Here is a 16,663-nt window from a genome sequence, read left to right as displayed (position 1 = left end):
GGGTGGGTCATGTTTTCTACAAGCCTCAGCGTCAACGACCTGCTGTATTTGCTCGAGGGGGCCTGGGTCACGCTGCAGCTGACCGTGTGGTCGATCCTGCTGGGCACTCTCGCTGGGTTGCTGTTCGGCCTGTTGCGGGCGCTCTTGCCGCGGGCCAGCCTGCCGCTGGCCTGGCTGCTGGACGTGTTTCGCAGTGTGCCGCTGCTGATCCAGTTCGTGCTGTTCAACTCCCTCAAGAGCATCGCCGGCCTGAACCTCAGTGCCTTTGCCGTCGGCTGCATCGTGCTCGGGATCTACGCCGCGGCGTACTTCACCGAGATCGTCCGCGGTGGCGTGCTGGCGGTGCCGTTGAGCACCCGCCGGGCCAGCCGGTCGCTGGGCCTGAGCTATGTGCAGGACCTGCGCTTCATCGTCCTGCCGATTGCCACGCGGGTGGCCTTTCCCGGCTGGCTGAACCTGGTGCTGGGCGTGATGAAGGACACCGCGCTGGTGATGTGGATCGGCATCGTCGAATTGCTGCGGGCGTCGCAAACCATCGTCACGCGCATTCAGGAACCCCTGCTGGTGCTGTGCATCGCGGGCCTCATTTACTACGTCATGAGCCTGGTGGTCGCCCGCCTCGGCGCACGCCTGGAAAGAAGGTGGCAGGAAAATGATTGAGATCGAAAACGTACACAAATCCTTCGGCGACCTGGAAGTGGTCAAGGGTGTGAGCCTGACGGTGGATAAGGGCGAAGTGGTGTCGATCATCGGCGGTTCCGGCTCTGGCAAGTCGACCCTGCTGATGTGCATCAACGGCCTTGAGCCCATCCAGAAAGGCAGCATCCGCGTGGACGGCATCGAGGTCCATGACCGGGCCACTGATCTCAATCGTTTGCGGCAGAAGATCGGCATCGTCTTCCAGCAATGGAACGCCTTCCCTCACCTGACCGTACTGGAAAACGTGATGCTGGCGCCGCGCAAGGTGCTGGGCAAGAGCAAGCAGGACGCCGAGGCACTGGCGGTGAAGCAGCTTGAACATGTGGGCCTGGGGGACAAGCTCAAGGCCTTCCCCGGCAAGCTTTCCGGCGGCCAGCAGCAGCGCATGGCGATCGCCCGGGCGCTGGCGATGTCGCCGGACTACATGCTCTTCGACGAAGCCACCTCGGCCCTGGATCCGCAACTGGTGGGCGAGGTGCTGGACACCATGCGCATGCTCGCCGAAGACGGCATGACCATGGTGCTGGTGACCCACGAGATCCGCTTCGCCCGGGACGTGTCCGACCGCGTGGCGTTCTTTTGCAATGGGCGGGTCCATGAAATCGGCCCGCCGGACCAGGTGATCGGCAACCCGGTGCAGCCGGAGACGGCGGCGTTTCTCAAGTCGGTGAAATAGCGGATGGCCCTATCGCGAGCAAGCTCGCTCCCACAGGGGAACGCATTTCAATGTGGGAGCGAGCTTGCTCGCGATGAGGCCCGACCAGACAACAAAGGATTTGATCCATGCGCTCATCAAAAATCATCCATGTAGTCAGTTGCCACGCCGAGGGCGAAGTCGGCGATGTGATCGTCGGCGGTGTCGCGCCACCACCCGGTGCCACGGTGTGGGAGCAGTCACGCTGGATCGCCCAGGACCAGACCCTACGCAACTTCGTCCTCAACGAACCCCGTGGCGGTGTGTTCCGTCACGTCAACCTGCTGGTGCCAGCCAAGGACCCGCGTGCGCAGATGGCCTGGATCATCATGGAACCAGCCGACACCCCGCCGATGTCCGGCTCCAACTCGCTGTGCGTCGCCACCGTGTTGCTGGACAGCGGCATCCTGCCGATGACCGAGCCCCAGACCCGCCTGGTACTGGAAGCGCCCGGCGGCCTGATCGAGGCGGTGGCCGACTGCCGCGACGGCAAGGTGCAACGGGTCGAGATCAAGAACGTGCCCTCCTTCGCCGACCGCCTCGATGCCTGGATCGAAGTCGAAGGCCTGGGCTCCCTGCAGGTGGACACCGCTTATGGCGGCGACAGCTTTGTCATCGTCGACGCCCAACGCCTGGGCTTTGCCATTCGCCCCGAGGAAGCCGCCGAGCTGGTGGCCGTGGGCTTGAAGATCACCCGCGCCGCCAACGAACAACTGGGCTTCGTGCACCCGTTGAATCCTGATTGGTCGCACATCTCGTTCTGCCAGATCGCCGCGCCCATCGTCCAGGAGAATGGCATTGCCACCGGCGCCAACGCCGTGGTGATTCAGCCTGGCAAGATCGACCGTTCCCCCACCGGCACCGGTTGCTCGGCACGCATGGCGGTGTTGCACGCCAAGGGCTTGATGCAGGTGGGCGAGCGGTTTATCGGCCGCTCGATCATCGGCTCCGAATTCCACTGCCGCATCGACTCACTGACCGACGTGGCCGGACGCCCGGCGATTTATCCGTGTATCGCCGGACGGGCGTGGATCACCGGAACCCATCAGCTGTTGCTCGACCCGGCCGATCCGTGGCCCCAGGGCTATCGGCTTTCAGACACCTGGCCTGGCGCATGATCTTTCAACTTGCACACACCCCTGTGGCGAGGGGATTTATCCCCGTTGGGCTGCGAAGCAGCCCCCTGGTTCCTACTGATACACCGAGTCGCCAGATTTCAGGACCGCTTCGCGGCCCAACGGGGCGGTGCGACGTTTCGCTAAATCCCCTCGCCACACACTATTAACCACCGGAGACAACCATGAGCAAACGCATCAACTGGAGCGGCGTTTTCCCCGCCGTCACCACGCAATTCAACGACGACTTTTCCATCAACCTGGAAAAAACCCACCAAGTGATTTCCAACGTCATTCGCGATGGCGTTTCCGGCCTGGTGGTCTGCGGCTCGGTGGGGGAAAACACGTCCCTGAGCGCCGAGGAAAAAATCGCCGTGACCGAAGTCGCGGTGGACGCCTCCCGTGGCCGCGTGCCGGTGATCTGCGGCGTGGCCGAGTTCACCAGCGTGCAGGCCGCCAAGGTCGCCAACGCAGTGCGCAAGGTGGGCGTCGACGGGGTGATGCTGATGCCGGCGCTGGTCTATGGCTCCAAGCCCTTCGAGACCGCCGAGCATTTCCGCTACGTGGCCCGCCACGCCGATGTGCCGCTGATGGTCTACAACAACCCGCCGATCTACAAGAATGACGTGACCCCAGACATCCTGATTTCCCTGGCCGATTGCGACAACGTGGTGTGCTTCAAGGATTCCTCCGGCGATACCCGGCGCTTCATCGACGTGCGCAACGAAGTCGGCGATCGCTTTGTATTGTTCGCCGGCCTCGATGACGTGGTGCTGGAGAGCCTCGCCGTGGGCGCCGAAGGCTGGGTCTCGGGCATGTCCAACGTGTTCCCGAAAGAAGGCGAAACCATTTTCCGCCTGGCCCGCGCCGGACGCTTTGCCGAAGCGATGCCGATCTACGAATGGTTGATGCCGATCCTGCACCTGGACGCCCGCGCCGACCTGGTGCAATGCATCAAGCTGTGCGAAGCCATCGCCGGCCGCGGCAGCGCCCTCACCCGCCCACCGCGCCTGGCCCTGCCAGAGGAAGACCGAGTGTATGTGGAGCAGATCATGGCCAAGGCCATGGCCAATCGGCCGGCGTTGCCGGATGTGGGGCTTTAAGACCTCCCCCAAGAAAGTAAGGAGGCCTGTGTGGGAGCGGGCTTGCTCGCGAAAGCGGTCTGTCTGGTAGGACTATGCTGTATGTGCCGCCGTCTTCGCGAGCAAGCCCGCTCCCACAGGATTTGTGGCGGCCATGACAGGGAGGCTTCCCATGAACTATTTCCTGGCCCAGGCCCTGAACAACCAATGGGCCAATCACAGGCTGCTCAACACCTGCGCGCAACTGAGCGAGGCCGAATATGTGGCCCAGCGCACGGGGTTCTTCCCGTCCATCCAAGCCACGCTTTGCCACATCCTGGAAGTGGACCGTTACTACCTCACCGCCCTTGAAGGTGATCGTGACGGCCAGATAAAGGATTTCTCCGAGATCCTGCCCTTTGCCCAGCTCATGCAGAGCCAGACTCAAACCGACCAGCGGCTTGTGGCCTTCTGCGAATCACTGCGAGAAAAAGACCTCGCCCGCTCCGTCGACCTGGTGCGTGCCGACGGTGTGGTGCTCGAACGAATCGACCGACTGCTGTTGCACCTGTTCGAACATCAGATCCATCACCGCGGCCAGGTGCATTCGATGCTCAGCGGCACGGATGTCAAGCCACCGCAGCTCGATGAGTTTTTCCTCGACTGCGACCGTAGGTTTCGGCAGCAAGAAGAACAAACACTGCAACTCAACGAAGCAACTGTCTGGCGAGACTATCGGCCCGACTGAAGCGCTACGCCGAAAAAAAGGCGACGGTCGCTGCCGGCCATCGCCAAATCGCCCACCCGGGCGCTCTCAGATCCGTGCGGGAGACACGATGATCTTCACGTTGTGCTCCTTGTTGTTCACCAGTTCCTCGAAGCCCTGCCCGACGATCTCCTCCAACTGGATGCGCCCGGTCACCAGCGGCGAGATGTCCAGGCGGCCGTCGGCGATGAAGGCAATCACATCGGCGAACTCACCGTTGTAAGCCAGCGCGCCGAGCACTTGTTTCTCGGTGGAGACCAGTTCAAAGAAGTTGAACTCGCTCGGTTCCTCGAAAATCCCCACCAACACGCATTTGCCGGCCTTGCGGATCAGGTCGATGGCCAGCTTGGCGGTGTGCTTGTTGCCAATGCATTCGAAACTGACATCGGCCCCCAGGCCAGCGGTCAGGCGGCGGACTTCGGCCAGGGCGTCGCACTCGTTCGGATCGATCACATGGCTCGCGCCGACTTCCAGGGCCTTGGCCTTGCGGGCACCGGACATTTCCAGGGCAATCACCTGGGCCGCGCCGGCCGCCCTGGCGCACATGATGGTGCACAGCCCAATGGTCCCGGCGCCGACCACCACCACGTTCTGACCCAGCAGGCTGCCGGCCTTTTTCACCGCATGCATGCCCACCGCCAACGGCTCGATCAACGCACCGGCCTCGGTCGGAAAGTCGGCAGGCAGTTTGTAGAGCAGGTTCGCCGGCACGTTGACCAACTCCGCGAACGCACCGTTGTTCATCAGCCCGGTGAAGGCCAGGTTCTCGCAGATGTTGTAAAGCCCGTGGGTGCAGTAATAACAAGTGCCGCAGTGCTGGCAAGCATCGGCCGCCACCGGTTCGCCGACGCTGAAACCCTCGACGCCGGCGCCCAGTTCGACGATTTCGCCGCAGAACTCGTGGCCGAGGATGCATTGGCCCTTGATTCCGGTCAGCGGGTGCGGCGCGTCCACCGGGATGAACACCGGCCCGGCCACGTATTCATGCAGGTCCGAGCCGCAGATGCCGCACCATTGCACGCGGATCTGCACCCATCCGGCGGGCGGCGAAACCGGCAGTGGCACGTCTTCGACGCGAATGTCGTTGCGGCCATGCCAGACGGCGGCGCGCATGCTGCGGATCGGCTTGATTGAAACGTTCATAGTTGCCTCCAGAATATTTTATGGGGCGGCGATTCATCGCCGCCCGCTGGGTCAGTGCTGTGCGATGAACTCGATAATCGATCGATTGACCTGCTCGGCCGCTTCCATCTGCACCATGTGGCCCTGGCCGGGGAGCACTTCTACCTGGGCATCCAGCCCTTCGCTGTGGGCCGCCGGGATGATTGCGTCGTCGCTGCCCCAGATCACCAGGGTTGGTACGTGACCGGCCTGTACCACATCGCGCAGGTCCATCTGCTGGTGGCCGTCGGCGAACAGCGTCGCCGACAGTTGCCGCAGCGCGGCGTCCACGCCTTCCAGGCGCTTGTACTTAAGCATGTCGTCGAGCATCTGCCGCGTGACCAGCTCGGCATTGGAGAACAGTTGCACCAGTGGCGGCTTGAGGGAGTTGCGGTTGGCCGCTTCGACGAAACCTTGCAGGTAGCCGCCGTTGATCTGCGCGCCCAGCCCGGCGCTGCCGATCAAGGTCAGCGACCGTACGCGCTGAGGCATCAGACGCGCGGCATTCAGCGCCACCGCCCCACCCATGGAATGCCCCACCAGATGCACAGCGTTGATGTCCAGGTGATCGAGCAAGGCCAGCACCACGCCGCTCAGCTCGTCCAGGTCGCCGCGTTGCAGGGTTTTCGAAGATTCGCCATGGCCCGGCAGGTCCAGGGCAATGACCCGTCGCCCGACGGCCAGTGCTTCATGGTTGAACAGCCAATTGTTCAGGTCGCCGCCGAAACCGTGCACCAGCACCAACGGCACGCCGCCCTCGCCGCGTTCGAAATAGCGAATCACCCGGCCGTTCAACTCGACTTTCTGCGGTGTCGGACCGCTGTCTTCATCGGCTGCGTCACCGGGCACGAAGCTGGACTGGAACTGCTCGATGACCGCGTCGATCTCGGCGTCGCTGGCCTCGCCGTCGACGACGATGCCGAGCAAGGCGCCGACCGCCAGGGTTTCGTCCTGGCGGGCAACCTGCCGGCGCAGGATTCCGGAGAACGGCGCCTCGACGCTGCTGGAGATCTTGTCCGTCTCGACATCCATCACTTCATCGCCCTTGGCGATGGCCTGGCCCTCCTCCTTGAGCCAGGCATCGACCCGGCCCTCGGTCATCGACAGGCCCCACTTGGGCATGGTCAAGGTATGAATCTGGCTCATCAGCGCTTGCTCCACTCGATCACGTTGAGCACGGCTTGCTCGATCTTCGCCGCGTCAGGGATGTACAGGTCTTCCAGGGCATCGGAGAACGGCACCGGCGTGTGCGGCGCGGTGACCATTTCGATCGGGGCCTTGAGCGCGCCGAAGGCTTTTTGCGCCACCAGCGCGGAAATATCGGTGGCCATGGAACAGCGCGGGTTGGCCTCGTCGATCACCACCAGGCGCCCGGTCTTCTCCACGCTTTCGAGGATGCTGTCCTCGTCCATCGGGCTGGTGGTCCGCAGGTCGATGACTTCGCAGTCGATACCGCGCCCGGCCAGGCTGCGCGCGGCGTCCATCGCGGTGTTGACCATGCGTCCGTAGGACACCAGGGTCACGTCCTTGCCGTCGCGCAGGAAGTTGGCCTCGCCAAAGGGGATGGTGTAGAGCTCTTCCGGCACTTCACCCTGCATGCTGTAGAGCAACTTGTGCTCGCAGAAGATCACCGGGTCGTTGTCGCGGATCGCCTGGATCAGCAGGCCCTTGGCGTCGTAGGGCGATGACGGGCAGACCACTTTCAGCCCCGGAATGTGCGTCCACAAGGACGTGAGCATCTGCGAATGCTGGGCGGCGGCGCGCAGGCCGGCGCCGACCATGGTGCGGATCACCAGGGGCGTGGAAGCCTTGCCGCCGAACATGTAGCGAAACTTCGCCGCCTGGTTGAGGATCTGGTCCAGGCAGCACCCGGCAAAGTCGACGAACATCAGTTCGCACACCGGGCGTACGCCGCAGGTGGCAGCCCCGACTGCCGCGCCGACGTAACCGATTTCCGAGAGTGGCGTGTCCAGCACGCGCCCGGGGAACTGGTCGTAAAGGCCCTTGGTCACCCCAAGTACACCGCCCCAGGCGTCTTTTTCACCGGGTGCGCCAGCGCCACCGGCCACGTCCTCACCCATGATGAACACGCTTGAGTCCCGGCGCATCTCCTGGGCCAGCGCTTCGTTGATTGCCTGCTGATAGCTGATTTTTCTCGCCATGATGGAGTTCTCTATTCTTGTTGTTCGGAGGGCGTTCAGGGATAGCTGACGTAGACGTCGGTCAGCAGGTCCGCCGCGGAGGGCTTGGGATCGGACTTGGCCTTGTACACGGCGTTTTCAATCAGCAGGTCCACTTCCTTGTCGATCTGGTCCAGTTGCTCGACGGTGAGCAAGCCGGCCCGAGTGGTGCGCTCGCGGAACTGCATCAGGCAGTCCTGGTTTTCACGGAAGTGCTTGACCTCGTCGGGGGCCCGGTAGGTCTGGGCGTCGCCCTCGAAGTGGCCGTAGTAGCGGGTCAGCTTGACCTCGATCAGCGACGGTCCCTCCCCGGCACGGGCGCGTTCGACGGCGGCCCCGGCGGCTTCATGCACGGCAAAGAAGTCGAAGCCGTCGACGGTCACGCCGGGCATGCCGAACCCGGCCGCGCGGTCGGCGATGTGATCGCAGGCCACCGACCAATTGGACGCGGTGGCTTCGGCGTAGCCGTTGTTTTCCGCGACGAACAGGCACGGCAGGTTCCACACCGAGGCCATGTTCATGGCTTCGAACACCGCGCCCTCGTTGGAGCCGCCATCGCCGAAAAACACCACGGCGACGCTGTCGGTGCCCTTGAGCCGGGCCGCCAAAGCCGCGCCGACCACCAGGGGCGCGCCGGCGCCGACAATGCCATTGGCGCCGAGCATGCCTTTCTCGAAGTCGGCGATGTGCATCGAGCCGCCCTTGCCTTGGCAGACGCCGGTTTTCTTGCCGTAGATCTCGGCCATCATCCCGTAGACGTCCACGCCCTTGGCGATGCAATGGCCATGGCCACGGTGGTTGGAGGCAATGCAATCGTCATCGCCCAGGTGGGCCATGACGCCTGCGGCCGAGGCTTCTTCGCCGGCATACAGGTGGACGAACCCGGGGATCTCGCCGGTGGCGAACTCCACGTGCAGGCGCTCTTCAAAGGCGCGGATGGTGCGCATCACCTGATAGGCGTGCAGCAGTTGATCGTGGGTGAGCGGTGTCGACATTTTTATTCTCCAGGGGTGTCTTGAAGGTTCAGGGGGTGTTGCGGGTGTTCGCGGCCGATGGCCAGCAAACGTTGTTGCGCGGCGTAGGCCAGCACCGCGTTGACGTCGATGCTCAGTGGACCGCCGGCATCGAGGGTGACCGTGGGTCGGTCATGCACGTTGAATTCGATTTCCCGCTCGCCGTCCAGGGCCAGGGTGCCGCTGGAGAGCGACAGGCCATGGGCGACACCGGGTTCCAGGGGGCCGGCGGCGAGCACGCCACAGCCCTGCAACAGGCCCGGCGCGAGCGGCACCAGCAGCGCTTCGGGGGATTGCGGGTCCAGGCGCATCCAGGCACCACCCGGTGCCTGGCGTGACACCGGCAACCACAAGCCGCATAGCGCCGACAGGCCGATGGACTGCGGTTCGGCGAAGGTCACGAACACTTCGGCCAGGTCCTGCGCCCGACTGATGGCCCGGGCGCCGACAAAACGCAGGGGCGACACGGCGACGTCCACCAAGGCGACTTCCCGCAGGCCACGTCCGGCGTCGCAAACCAGTAAACGCTTGTTGCGGCGCAAACCGATCTGCTCCGGGACCCGGCCGCTGGCATACAACCCACCGGCCAGCCCGGCACTGGTGGCCTCGCGCAGTTCGGGAAAGGCGTTGTTGGTGCCGGTGGACAGGGTCAGCAACGGGATGTCCCCCACTTCGGCGGCCACCGCCTTGTGGGTACCGTCGCCACCGAGCACGGCGATCAGCGCCACCTCGCGCTCGGCCATCAGGCGCGCGGCCTGGCGGGTGTCTTCGACGGTCTGGCGCAGGGTCAGGTCGAGGAACTCCAGGGCCGGCCAGTGGCTGCTGCGGGCCTGGCGGCTGTGGCTGTTCTTCAGCACAGCGGCGGCCATGCCAATCATGTCGGTGGGCATCAACACCTGCTCGATGCCGGTGGCACCGAAAGCGGCCAACAGGCGCTGGATCACCGAGACCTTGTCGGTGCTGGAAAACAGCCCGGCATTGGCGGTCAGGCGCCGCACGTCGCGGCCCGATGCGGGGTTGGCGATGATGCCCACGGTCAGTGGCCGGCGGCTCATGGTGCCACCGTGGGAAGATCAGGCGAACGGCCTGGACAGGAGAACATAGACACCTCGTTGTTATTATTGGATGGCCCGACGGGCGGGCTCCAGGGGTAGAGCAAGGGCGGTGCCAGTTACCGGAAAAACCCAGGAGACAGCCGGACCAGAGCGTTCCAGGCGTGATGTTCGATAAGGCCAGGCGAGCCCCGCTGAGACGCTCCATGTCAGCCTGCACGAGGTGGCGGCGAGACGCTGAGACGTGGCGTCTCACACCTGCCGAACAACCCGTCGTGCTTGTCTGCACCCGGCGAACGGCGCTTAATGTGCGCACAACGACAAGAAGCTGAATCGGAGGCCCCTATGCTTTCCGCTCACTCCCGGGCGCACGTGGATTGCGTCAGCCGCGTGGTGAAAAACGCGGCGCAATTGCCTCAACTGCCTGTCCCGGACCTGATCCTCGACTCCTGGCGCCGCTCCCTGGAGCAACATCACCTGGACCCCGGTTCGCTGCAGGGCCCGCGCATCCTGTCCCAGGACGTGCTCAAGCAATGCCGCGAGCGCTCCGAGCTGTTCCTCAATATCGCCAGCGAAGAAGTGGCCCGCCTCCATGGCCGGGTACGTGATGCCGACTACTGCGTGCTCTTGACCGATGCCCAGGGCCAGACCATCGACTATCGGGTGGAAACCACGATCCGCAATGACTGCCGCAAGGCCGGGCTGTACCTGGGCACGTGTTGGTCAGAGGGTGAAGAAGGCACCTGTGGCGTGGCGGCGGTGCTCACGGGCAAAGCCCCGGTGACGGTGCACAAGCGCGACCATTTCCGCGCGGCGTTCATTGGCCTGACCTGCTCCGCCGCACCGGTCTTCGACCCCCGGGGCGAATTGCTCGGGGTGCTGGATGTCTCGGCAGTGCGCTCGCCGGATGATCGACGCTCGCAGCACCTGATCCGGCAAATGGTGGTGCAGAGCGCCCGGGAGATCGAGCAGGCGTTTTTCATGAGCAGTGCCCAGGGCTACTGGGTGCTGCGGGCCCATCGCAACGCTGGCTACGTCGACAGCCAGCCGGACTTCCTGTTCGCCTGGGACGACGACGGTTGCCTGCAAGCCCTGAACCCGGCCGCCCGCCAATACCTGCTGCAACATTACGGACAGTTGCCGCAACACATCGGCCAGGTGTTCGACCAGCAGCGGCTGCACCGGGCCCGGGACGAAAGCCTCTGCTTCCTCGATCACGCTTTGCATGGCCGCTTGAGCGCACCCCGCCAGCGGGCCAATCCGCGTCCGCGGGTGGCGATGACGCCGGCCGAGATCGATTCGCGCCTGGCCGACAGCCTGCGCCTGGCGGTACGGGTCAAGGATCGCAACCTGCCAGTGCTGATCCAGGGCGAAACCGGTTCCGGCAAGGAAGTGTTCGCCCGGCAGTTGCACCAGGCCAGCCAGCGCCGTGATCGCCCTTTCGTGGCGTTGAATTGCGCCGCCATTCCCGAAAGCCTGATCGAAAGCGAATTGTTCGGCTACGTCGCCGGCGCCTTCACCGGTGCCTCGGCCAAAGGTATGCAAGGCCTGCTGCAGCAGGCCGATGGCGGCACCTTGTTCCTGGATGAGATCGGTGACATGCCGCTGGCCTTGCAGACCCGCCTGCTGCGGGTGCTGGCCGAGGGTGAAGTGGCGCCGCTGGGGGCATCTCGCCGCAAGGCCGTGGACATCCAAGTGATCTGCGCCACCCACCGCGACCTGGAGACCCTGGTGACCGCTGGCGAGTTTCGTGAGGATTTGTATTTCCGCCTCGGTGGCGCGCGTTTCCAGCTACCACCGTTGCGCGAACGCAGCGACCGGCTGGCGCTGATCAATCGAATTCTTGCCGAGGAGTCAGCGCTCTGCGGGGGAACGGTGCAATTGAGCAGCGCGGCGCTGGAATGCCTGCTCGGTTATCACTGGCCGGGCAATGTCCGCCAGTTGCGCCATGTGCTGCGTTATGCCTGTGCGGTGTGCGAAGCCAGTGTGGTCCAACTCAGCCACCTGCCCGAGTCATTGCACCGCGCGGACGCCGTCGATCATGGACCGGAGCCGAGCGCCAGCCCGGAGCGCCAGGCACTGCTCGATGCCCTGGTGCGCCACCGCTGGAAACCCACCGCTGCGGCCCGGGCCCTGGGCATTTCCCGGGCGACCCTGTATCGGCGGGTGCACCAGCATGGCATCGAAATGCCAGGCCGCAGCCCGGCCTGAGGCCTATCGGCGTGCCACCTCGTGACGGACACATTGTTCGTAGTAGGTCTGCTTGACCGCAGCAGGCTTCAGACGCGAAGCGCTGTTGTAAGTCTGCTCGGTGATGCCCAGGGCAGTCATGCGCATCCAGGGCCGGGGAAACTTGCGTACTTGCAGCTTCTTGCGCGCGCCGTACAGGCTGACGCCGGAAAGCTTCGACGCCTGCGCGCCCGCCGCGATGTCCGAACCCCAGCGGCACACCGACTGCTGGTTCTGCGTCAGCGCCCTGGCCTGGGCCTCAAGCGAAACGGCGGCCAAGAGAAACGTCGCCACGACCCACATAGAAATACGCATAGGTTTGTCGCCCAACTTTCTGAAAAAAAAGAAGTTTGACCTTATGTAAATGAGCAAGGGGCCAGCACCGCTGCACCGACATGTGGCTATGTGAGCTTTTGTGGCGAGGGAGCTTGCTCCCGCCGGGCTGCGAAGCGGTCCTCTACCGTTCCCTGAGGCACCGCGTTTGATCGCGGCGGCGGTGGAAGATCGTTCCTCACGCTCCGCGTGGGAACGCCGCCAGGGACGCTCCGCGTTCCGCTTCTGAAAGGTGACGCAGAGCGTCACGGGATGCATTACCACGCAGAGCGTGGGAACGATCAATCCGCGCACCGCTTATTTCATGGGAGCTTGCTCCCTCACCACAAGTCACTGGCCTGCCTTGGCCTCCTGCAGCAGTTGCTGGATCACCTGCTCCTGCTCGCCGTAGCGCCCTTCGCCAAAGTGGCTGTAGCGCACCTGCCCCTTGGCATCGATGAAGTAATGGGCCGGCCAGTACTGATTGTTGAAGGCGCGCCAGATCGCATACTGGTTGTCGATCGCCACCGGGTAGTGGATGTCCAGTTTGCGTACCTGTTCGCGTACGTTGTCGATGATCTTCTCGTAGCCGTATTCCGGGGTGTGGACACCGATCACCACCAGCCCGTCCTTTTCATACTTCTTCGCCCAAGCGTTCACATAGGGCAAGGTGTGCTGGCAGTTGATGCAGTCGTAGGTCCAGAAGTCCACCAGCACCACCTTGCCCCTCAGTGACTCGCTGCTCAGTGGTGGCGAGTTCAGCCATTGCACCGCGCCGTCCAGTGCAGGCATGGCGCCCTGGGATTCGAGGGCCGGCATGGCGCTAGCGCCGGCCTTGCTCACCACATAGTCGATGGCCTTGGGCACACTCTCCAGCAGGCTTTTCTCCAAGGTGGTCGAGGGTTGGGAGGAAGTCGCCGCCAACAAGCGATCGTCCGCCCCGGTGCCAATCGCCACGGCCGCCAGCAACACCAGCGCCCCCGTTCCCCGGCGCAACCAGGTGGTGATCGGCAGCGAGAGTTTCAGGCGCCCGACCAGACCACGCCCGGCCAGGATCAATGTACCCAGGGACAAGGCACTGCCCAGGCCGTAGGCGAGCAACAGCAGGCTGGTTTGTGCGCTGGCGCCTTGCAGCATGGCGCCGGTCAGGATCACCCCGAGTATCGGCCCGGCGCATGGTGCCCAGAGCAGCCCGGTGGCGACCCCGATCAGTACCGAGGCCACCGGCCCGGCCATCCGCCCGGCCCCGGCGTCCAGGCGATTGCCCAGGCTGACCAGCGGCCGCGCCAGCCAGATGCCGACCCGACTGAAGATCAATGACAAGGCGAACACCACCATCACCACCAAGGCGACTTGCCGGCCGACGCTGCTGGCGCGCACCACCCATTCGCTACTGACCACCGCCAGGCTGGAGACCAGGGCGAACGTCAGCACCATGCCGCCGAGGGTCAGCAGCACCGAGCCGCGGGAGCGGTCGGCCCGGGCGAACAGAAACGGCACCACAGGAAGAATACAGGGGCTGAGGATCGTCAGGATCCCGCCGAGAAAAGCGATCAGAAGCATGGCAACACCTCAAAATGGGCTGAAACATGAATAAGAGCCAACACCTTTGTGGCGAGGGGATTTATCCCCGCTGGGCTGCGAAGCGGCCCAAACCCTGGCAACTCGACTCATCGGGTAAATAAAGGGGGCCGCTTCGCGACCCAGCGGGGATAAATCCCCTCGCCACAGGGACCTGGCAGCCATGACTAGGGTGTTGATCTCAGTTCTGGTTGCTGCAGTTATCGGAAAACTTGCGATAGTCCAGCGCTTGCTCGTGACCCGCCGAATCCAGGTAGGTCATGTGGGCGTTGACCACGCCGCAGGTCGGCTCGGCGTCTTCGGTAAGGGAAAGCACCTTCTGGATGTCCAGGTGGGTGCCGTAGGTGTAGCTGTGGGTTTGCACGTTGCTTTCGGCCCGGGCCGACAGGGTGCAGATGTTCAGCGCGGCGAAAAGGCAGGCGGCATAGAGGGCTTTGGTGTTCATGGCGATTCCTCGATTCAATGGGGGGTTATCTGCCGAGGCCCGTTGTATTGCCTCGATGGGTGCCATTGAATGCCGCGCAGGTATCGCGTCTGTATCGAGCCACGTGGCTTTTTGCATCGCTGTGTATCCGTCGCGCGCCAGATACACTGCAATACAAACCGCCGCGAGCCGGGCCGGCCGGCGCCTGTAGACTGCTCACAACGAAACGCCGAGGAGCTGGACACCATGGATCATGTCGATCACGTGTTGATAGTGGATGACGATCGCGAGATCAGAGAGCTGGTTGGCAACTACCTGAAAAAGAATGGCCTGCGCACCACCGTCGTCGCCGATGGCCGGCAGATGCGCGCCTTCCTGGAAACCACCCCGGTGGACCTGATCGTGCTGGACATCATGATGCCCGGCGACGACGGCCTGGTGCTGTGCCGGGAACTGCGTGCCGGCAAGCACAAAGCCACGCCGGTGCTGATGCTCACCGCGCGCAACGACGAAACCGACCGCATCATCGGCCTGGAGATGGGCGCCGATGATTACCTGGTCAAGCCGTTCGCCGCCCGTGAACTACTGGCGCGGATCAACGCCGTGCTGCGCCGCACCCGCATGCTGCCGCCCAACCTGGTGGTCACCGAAAGCGGTCGCCTTCTGGCGTTCGGGCGCTGGCGCCTGGACACCACCGCCCGCCACCTGCTGGACACCGACGGCACCATGGTCGCCTTGAGCGGCGCCGAATATCGTTTGCTGCGGGTATTTCTCGACCATCCGCAACGGGTGCTCAACCGCGACCAGTTGCTTAACCTCACCCAGGGCCGGGACGCCGACCTGTTCGATCGCTCCATCGATTTGCTGGTCAGTCGCCTGCGCCAGCGCCTGCTGGACGATGCCCGGGAGCCGGCCTATATCAAGACCGTGCGCAGCGAAGGCTACGTGTTCTCGCTGCCGGTGGAGATCCTCGAGGCCTCGGTATGAGTCTGCCGCTGCGTTGGCCAAGGACCCTGGCCTCGAGGTTGTCGCTGATCTTCCTGATCGGCCTGATCCTGGCCCAGGGCTTGTCCTTCGGTGTCCAATACTACGAGCGCTATCAGAGTGCCAAGTCGACCATGCTCGGCAACCTGGAAACCGATGTCTCGACCTCCGTCGCCATTCTCGACCGCCTGCCTGCCGCCGAACGCCCGGCCTGGCTGCCGAAACTCGCCCGGCGCAACTATGGCTACCTGCTCGACGAAGGCCAACCCGGGCAACCGATGGATCTTGCCGACGCGCCGATCTCGGTCAGTTCGATTCAGGAAGCCATCGGCCAGGCCTATGGCCTGACCTTCAAGCAGATTCCCGGGCCGAAAATGCACTATCAGGCACTCCTGCGCCTGGGGGATGGCAGCCCGCTGACCATCGACGTACGCCCGGCGATGATGCCCCTCTCCCCCTGGCTGCCGATGGTGTTGCTGGGGCAGTTGGCGCTGTTGATCGGCTGCACCTGGCTGGCCGTGCGCATTGCCGTCGGGCCCCTGACCCGGCTGGCCCAGGCGGTGGAAACCCTCGACCCGAACGCCCACAGCGTCCGCCTGGACGAAAAGGGCCCGACCGAAGTGGTGCATGCGGCCAAGGCCTTCAATGCCATGCAGGACCGCATCGCCGCCTACCTCAAGGAGCGCATGCAGTTGCTGGCGGCGATTTCCCATGACTTGCAGACGCCCATCACGCGCATGAAGCTGCGCGCCGAGTTCATGGACGAAGGGATCGAACGGGAAAAATTGTGGAGCGACTTGAGCGAAATGGAACACTTGGTGCGTGAAGGGGTGGCCTATGCCCGCAGCATCCACGGCGCCACCGAGGCCAGTTGCCGGATCAGCCTGGATGCGTTTCTCGACAGCCTGGTGTTCGACTACCAGGACACCGGCAAGGATGTGCAGCTGTCCGGGAAAAACGCCGCCGTCATCGACACCCGCCCCCATGCCCTGCGGCGGGTGCTGGTCAACCTGGTGGACAACGCCTTGAAATTCGGCGGCGCGGCGCAGATCCAGGTGCAACCGGCCGACAACGGGCAACTGGCTATCCAGGTGCTGGACCGTGGCCCCGGGATCAGCGAGCAGGAACTGGCCGAGGTGCTCAAGCCCTTCTACCGGGTGGAAAGCTCGCGCAACCGGGAAACCGGTGGCACCGGCCTGGGCCTGGCCATCGCCCAGCAACTGGCCATCGCCATGGGCGGCTCACTGACCCTGAGCAACCGCGACGGCGGCGGCCTATGCGCCGAGCTGCGCCTGGCCTTCGCAAGCTGACACTACCAACAACCTCTGTGGGGTATTGGATTTGGAGGGGGTTTGTATGTCAGTGTGTCTGCGGATGATCGGCATACACAAA

At 64.0% G+C, this 16,663-nt stretch carries 16 protein-coding genes; 8 read left to right on the top strand and 8 right to left on the bottom strand.

Translation table 11 applies throughout. The features are described 5' to 3' along the window. The first annotated feature begins 9 nt into the window (after positions 1 to 9). The 5 genes from BLP82_RS22120 (at position 10) to BLP82_RS22100 (ending at position 4,317) form a co-directional block, all read left to right on the top strand. Complete coding sequence (locus BLP82_RS22120) at positions 10 to 660, top strand: amino acid ABC transporter permease (RefSeq protein ID WP_092172958.1); 651 nt, start codon at positions 10 to 12, stop codon at positions 658 to 660. Further along, on the top strand, positions 653 to 1,375 hold the full coding sequence (locus tag BLP82_RS22115) for an amino acid ABC transporter ATP-binding protein (protein WP_092172955.1): 723 nt from the start codon (positions 653 to 655) through the stop codon (positions 1,373 to 1,375). The genes BLP82_RS22120 and BLP82_RS22115 overlap by 8 nt, the downstream gene beginning before the upstream one ends. A gap of 107 nt (positions 1,376 to 1,482) precedes the next feature. After that, the gene (locus BLP82_RS22110) at positions 1,483 to 2,511 is read left to right on the top strand and encodes a trans-3-hydroxy-L-proline dehydratase (RefSeq protein ID WP_092172952.1); all 1,029 of its coding nucleotides are present in this window, start codon (positions 1,483 to 1,485) and stop codon (positions 2,509 to 2,511) included. A gap of 182 nt (positions 2,512 to 2,693) precedes the next feature. Further along, entirely contained in the window at positions 2,694 to 3,611 is a 918-nt protein-coding gene (locus BLP82_RS22105) for a dihydrodipicolinate synthase family protein (RefSeq protein WP_025213515.1), read from the top strand. A gap of 151 nt (positions 3,612 to 3,762) precedes the next feature. Then, the gene (locus tag BLP82_RS22100) at positions 3,763 to 4,317 is read left to right on the top strand and encodes a DinB family protein (RefSeq protein ID WP_092172949.1); all 555 of its coding nucleotides are present in this window, start codon (positions 3,763 to 3,765) and stop codon (positions 4,315 to 4,317) included. Positions 4,318 to 4,383: 66 nt separating this feature from the next. On the opposite strand, the gene BLP82_RS22095 is transcribed toward BLP82_RS22100, so the two are convergent. The 5 genes from BLP82_RS22095 to BLP82_RS22075 all read right to left on the bottom strand — a co-directional run bounded on the left by BLP82_RS22095 (position 4,384) and on the right by BLP82_RS22075 (position 9,744). Continuing rightward, positions 4,384 to 5,448 (bottom strand): 2,3-butanediol dehydrogenase, encoded by a 1,065-nt coding sequence (locus BLP82_RS22095; protein ID WP_256326529.1) that lies wholly within the window; start codon positions 5,446 to 5,448, stop codon positions 4,384 to 4,386. An 81-nt stretch (positions 5,449 to 5,529) separates the two neighbouring features. Then, complete coding sequence (locus BLP82_RS22090) at positions 5,530 to 6,642, bottom strand: acetoin dehydrogenase dihydrolipoyllysine-residue acetyltransferase subunit (protein WP_092172943.1); 1,113 nt, start codon at positions 6,640 to 6,642, stop codon at positions 5,530 to 5,532. Further along, positions 6,642 to 7,658 carry an alpha-ketoacid dehydrogenase subunit beta gene (locus tag BLP82_RS22085; protein ID WP_092172940.1) on the bottom strand — a complete coding sequence of 339 codons (1,017 nt, stop codon included), beginning with the start codon at positions 7,656 to 7,658 and terminating at the stop codon, positions 6,642 to 6,644. The genes BLP82_RS22090 and BLP82_RS22085 overlap by 1 nt, the downstream gene beginning before the upstream one ends. 35 nt (positions 7,659 to 7,693) lie before the next feature. Continuing rightward, complete coding sequence (locus tag BLP82_RS22080) at positions 7,694 to 8,671, bottom strand: thiamine pyrophosphate-dependent dehydrogenase E1 component subunit alpha (RefSeq protein ID WP_092172937.1); 978 nt, start codon at positions 8,669 to 8,671, stop codon at positions 7,694 to 7,696. Between the two features lie 2 nt (positions 8,672 to 8,673). Then, positions 8,674 to 9,744 (bottom strand): ATP-NAD kinase family protein, encoded by a 1,071-nt coding sequence (locus tag BLP82_RS22075; RefSeq protein WP_092172934.1) that lies wholly within the window; start codon positions 9,742 to 9,744, stop codon positions 8,674 to 8,676. 342 nt (positions 9,745 to 10,086) lie between these two features. Between BLP82_RS22075 and BLP82_RS22070 the strand changes: the two genes are divergently transcribed. Beyond that, the gene (locus BLP82_RS22070; protein ID WP_092172931.1) at positions 10,087 to 11,952 is read left to right on the top strand and encodes a sigma-54-dependent Fis family transcriptional regulator; all 1,866 of its coding nucleotides are present in this window, start codon (positions 10,087 to 10,089) and stop codon (positions 11,950 to 11,952) included. Between the two features lie 3 nt (positions 11,953 to 11,955). On the opposite strand, the gene BLP82_RS22065 is transcribed toward BLP82_RS22070, so the two are convergent. The 3 genes from BLP82_RS22065 to BLP82_RS22055 all read right to left on the bottom strand — a co-directional run bounded on the left by BLP82_RS22065 (position 11,956) and on the right by BLP82_RS22055 (position 14,308). Then, positions 11,956 to 12,285, bottom strand: a complete 330-nt coding sequence (locus BLP82_RS22065; protein ID WP_092172928.1) for a hypothetical protein — start codon at positions 12,283 to 12,285, stop codon at positions 11,956 to 11,958. Positions 12,286 to 12,633: 348 nt separating this feature from the next. Next, positions 12,634 to 13,845, bottom strand: coding sequence for a cytochrome c biogenesis protein DipZ (locus tag BLP82_RS22060; RefSeq protein ID WP_092172925.1), 1,212 nt, complete (start codon positions 13,843 to 13,845; stop codon positions 12,634 to 12,636). 199 nt (positions 13,846 to 14,044) lie between these two features. Further along, entirely contained in the window at positions 14,045 to 14,308 is a 264-nt protein-coding gene (locus tag BLP82_RS22055) for a DUF2790 domain-containing protein (RefSeq protein WP_060742034.1), read from the bottom strand. 225 nt (positions 14,309 to 14,533) lie between these two features. On the opposite strand from BLP82_RS22055, the gene BLP82_RS22050 reads away from it, so the two are divergent. Then, the gene (locus BLP82_RS22050; RefSeq protein ID WP_003202589.1) at positions 14,534 to 15,274 is read left to right on the top strand and encodes a response regulator; all 741 of its coding nucleotides are present in this window, start codon (positions 14,534 to 14,536) and stop codon (positions 15,272 to 15,274) included. Next, the gene (locus BLP82_RS22045) at positions 15,271 to 16,581 is read left to right on the top strand and encodes an ATP-binding protein (RefSeq protein ID WP_092172922.1); all 1,311 of its coding nucleotides are present in this window, start codon (positions 15,271 to 15,273) and stop codon (positions 16,579 to 16,581) included. Before BLP82_RS22050 ends, BLP82_RS22045 begins: the two co-directional genes overlap by 4 nt. Positions 16,582 to 16,663 lie beyond the last annotated feature (82 nt).

Source organism: Pseudomonas sp. NFACC37-1 (genome assembly GCF_900101575.1).
Lineage (GTDB): Bacteria > Pseudomonadota > Gammaproteobacteria > Pseudomonadales > Pseudomonadaceae > Aquipseudomonas > Aquipseudomonas fluorescens_AA.
This window is presented reverse-complemented; position numbering and strand designations above follow the sequence as displayed.

What these genes read in the sequence shown, in the direction of transcription:
- BLP82_RS22050 (WP_003202589.1), top strand. Translation starts at nt 14,534, where the DNA reads ATGGATCATGTCGATCACGTGTTGATAGTGGATGACGATCGCGAGATC.
- BLP82_RS22095 (WP_256326529.1), bottom strand. Translation starts at nt 5,448, where the DNA reads ATGCGCGCCGCCGTCTGGCATGGCCGCAACGACATTCGCGTCGAAGAC.
- BLP82_RS22090 (WP_092172943.1), bottom strand. Translation starts at nt 6,642, where the DNA reads ATGAGCCAGATTCATACCTTGACCATGCCCAAGTGGGGCCTGTCGATG.
- BLP82_RS22100 (WP_092172949.1), top strand. Translation starts at nt 3,763, where the DNA reads ATGAACTATTTCCTGGCCCAGGCCCTGAACAACCAATGGGCCAATCAC.
- BLP82_RS22110 (WP_092172952.1), top strand. Translation starts at nt 1,483, where the DNA reads ATGCGCTCATCAAAAATCATCCATGTAGTCAGTTGCCACGCCGAGGGC.
- BLP82_RS22080 (WP_092172937.1), bottom strand. Translation starts at nt 8,671, where the DNA reads ATGTCGACACCGCTCACCCACGATCAACTGCTGCACGCCTATCAGGTG.
- BLP82_RS22085 (WP_092172940.1), bottom strand. Translation starts at nt 7,658, where the DNA reads ATGGCGAGAAAAATCAGCTATCAGCAGGCAATCAACGAAGCGCTGGCC.
- BLP82_RS22065 (WP_092172928.1), bottom strand. Translation starts at nt 12,285, where the DNA reads ATGCGTATTTCTATGTGGGTCGTGGCGACGTTTCTCTTGGCCGCCGTT.
- BLP82_RS22105 (WP_025213515.1), top strand. Translation starts at nt 2,694, where the DNA reads ATGAGCAAACGCATCAACTGGAGCGGCGTTTTCCCCGCCGTCACCACG.
- BLP82_RS22120 (WP_092172958.1), top strand. Translation starts at nt 10, where the DNA reads ATGTTTTCTACAAGCCTCAGCGTCAACGACCTGCTGTATTTGCTCGAG.
- BLP82_RS22045 (WP_092172922.1), top strand. Translation starts at nt 15,271, where the DNA reads ATGAGTCTGCCGCTGCGTTGGCCAAGGACCCTGGCCTCGAGGTTGTCG.
- BLP82_RS22060 (WP_092172925.1), bottom strand. Translation starts at nt 13,845, where the DNA reads ATGCTTCTGATCGCTTTTCTCGGCGGGATCCTGACGATCCTCAGCCCC.
- BLP82_RS22055 (WP_060742034.1), bottom strand. Translation starts at nt 14,308, where the DNA reads ATGAACACCAAAGCCCTCTATGCCGCCTGCCTTTTCGCCGCGCTGAAC.
- BLP82_RS22115 (WP_092172955.1), top strand. Translation starts at nt 653, where the DNA reads ATGATTGAGATCGAAAACGTACACAAATCCTTCGGCGACCTGGAAGTG.
- BLP82_RS22070 (WP_092172931.1), top strand. Translation starts at nt 10,087, where the DNA reads ATGCTTTCCGCTCACTCCCGGGCGCACGTGGATTGCGTCAGCCGCGTG.
- BLP82_RS22075 (WP_092172934.1), bottom strand. Translation starts at nt 9,744, where the DNA reads ATGAGCCGCCGGCCACTGACCGTGGGCATCATCGCCAACCCCGCATCG.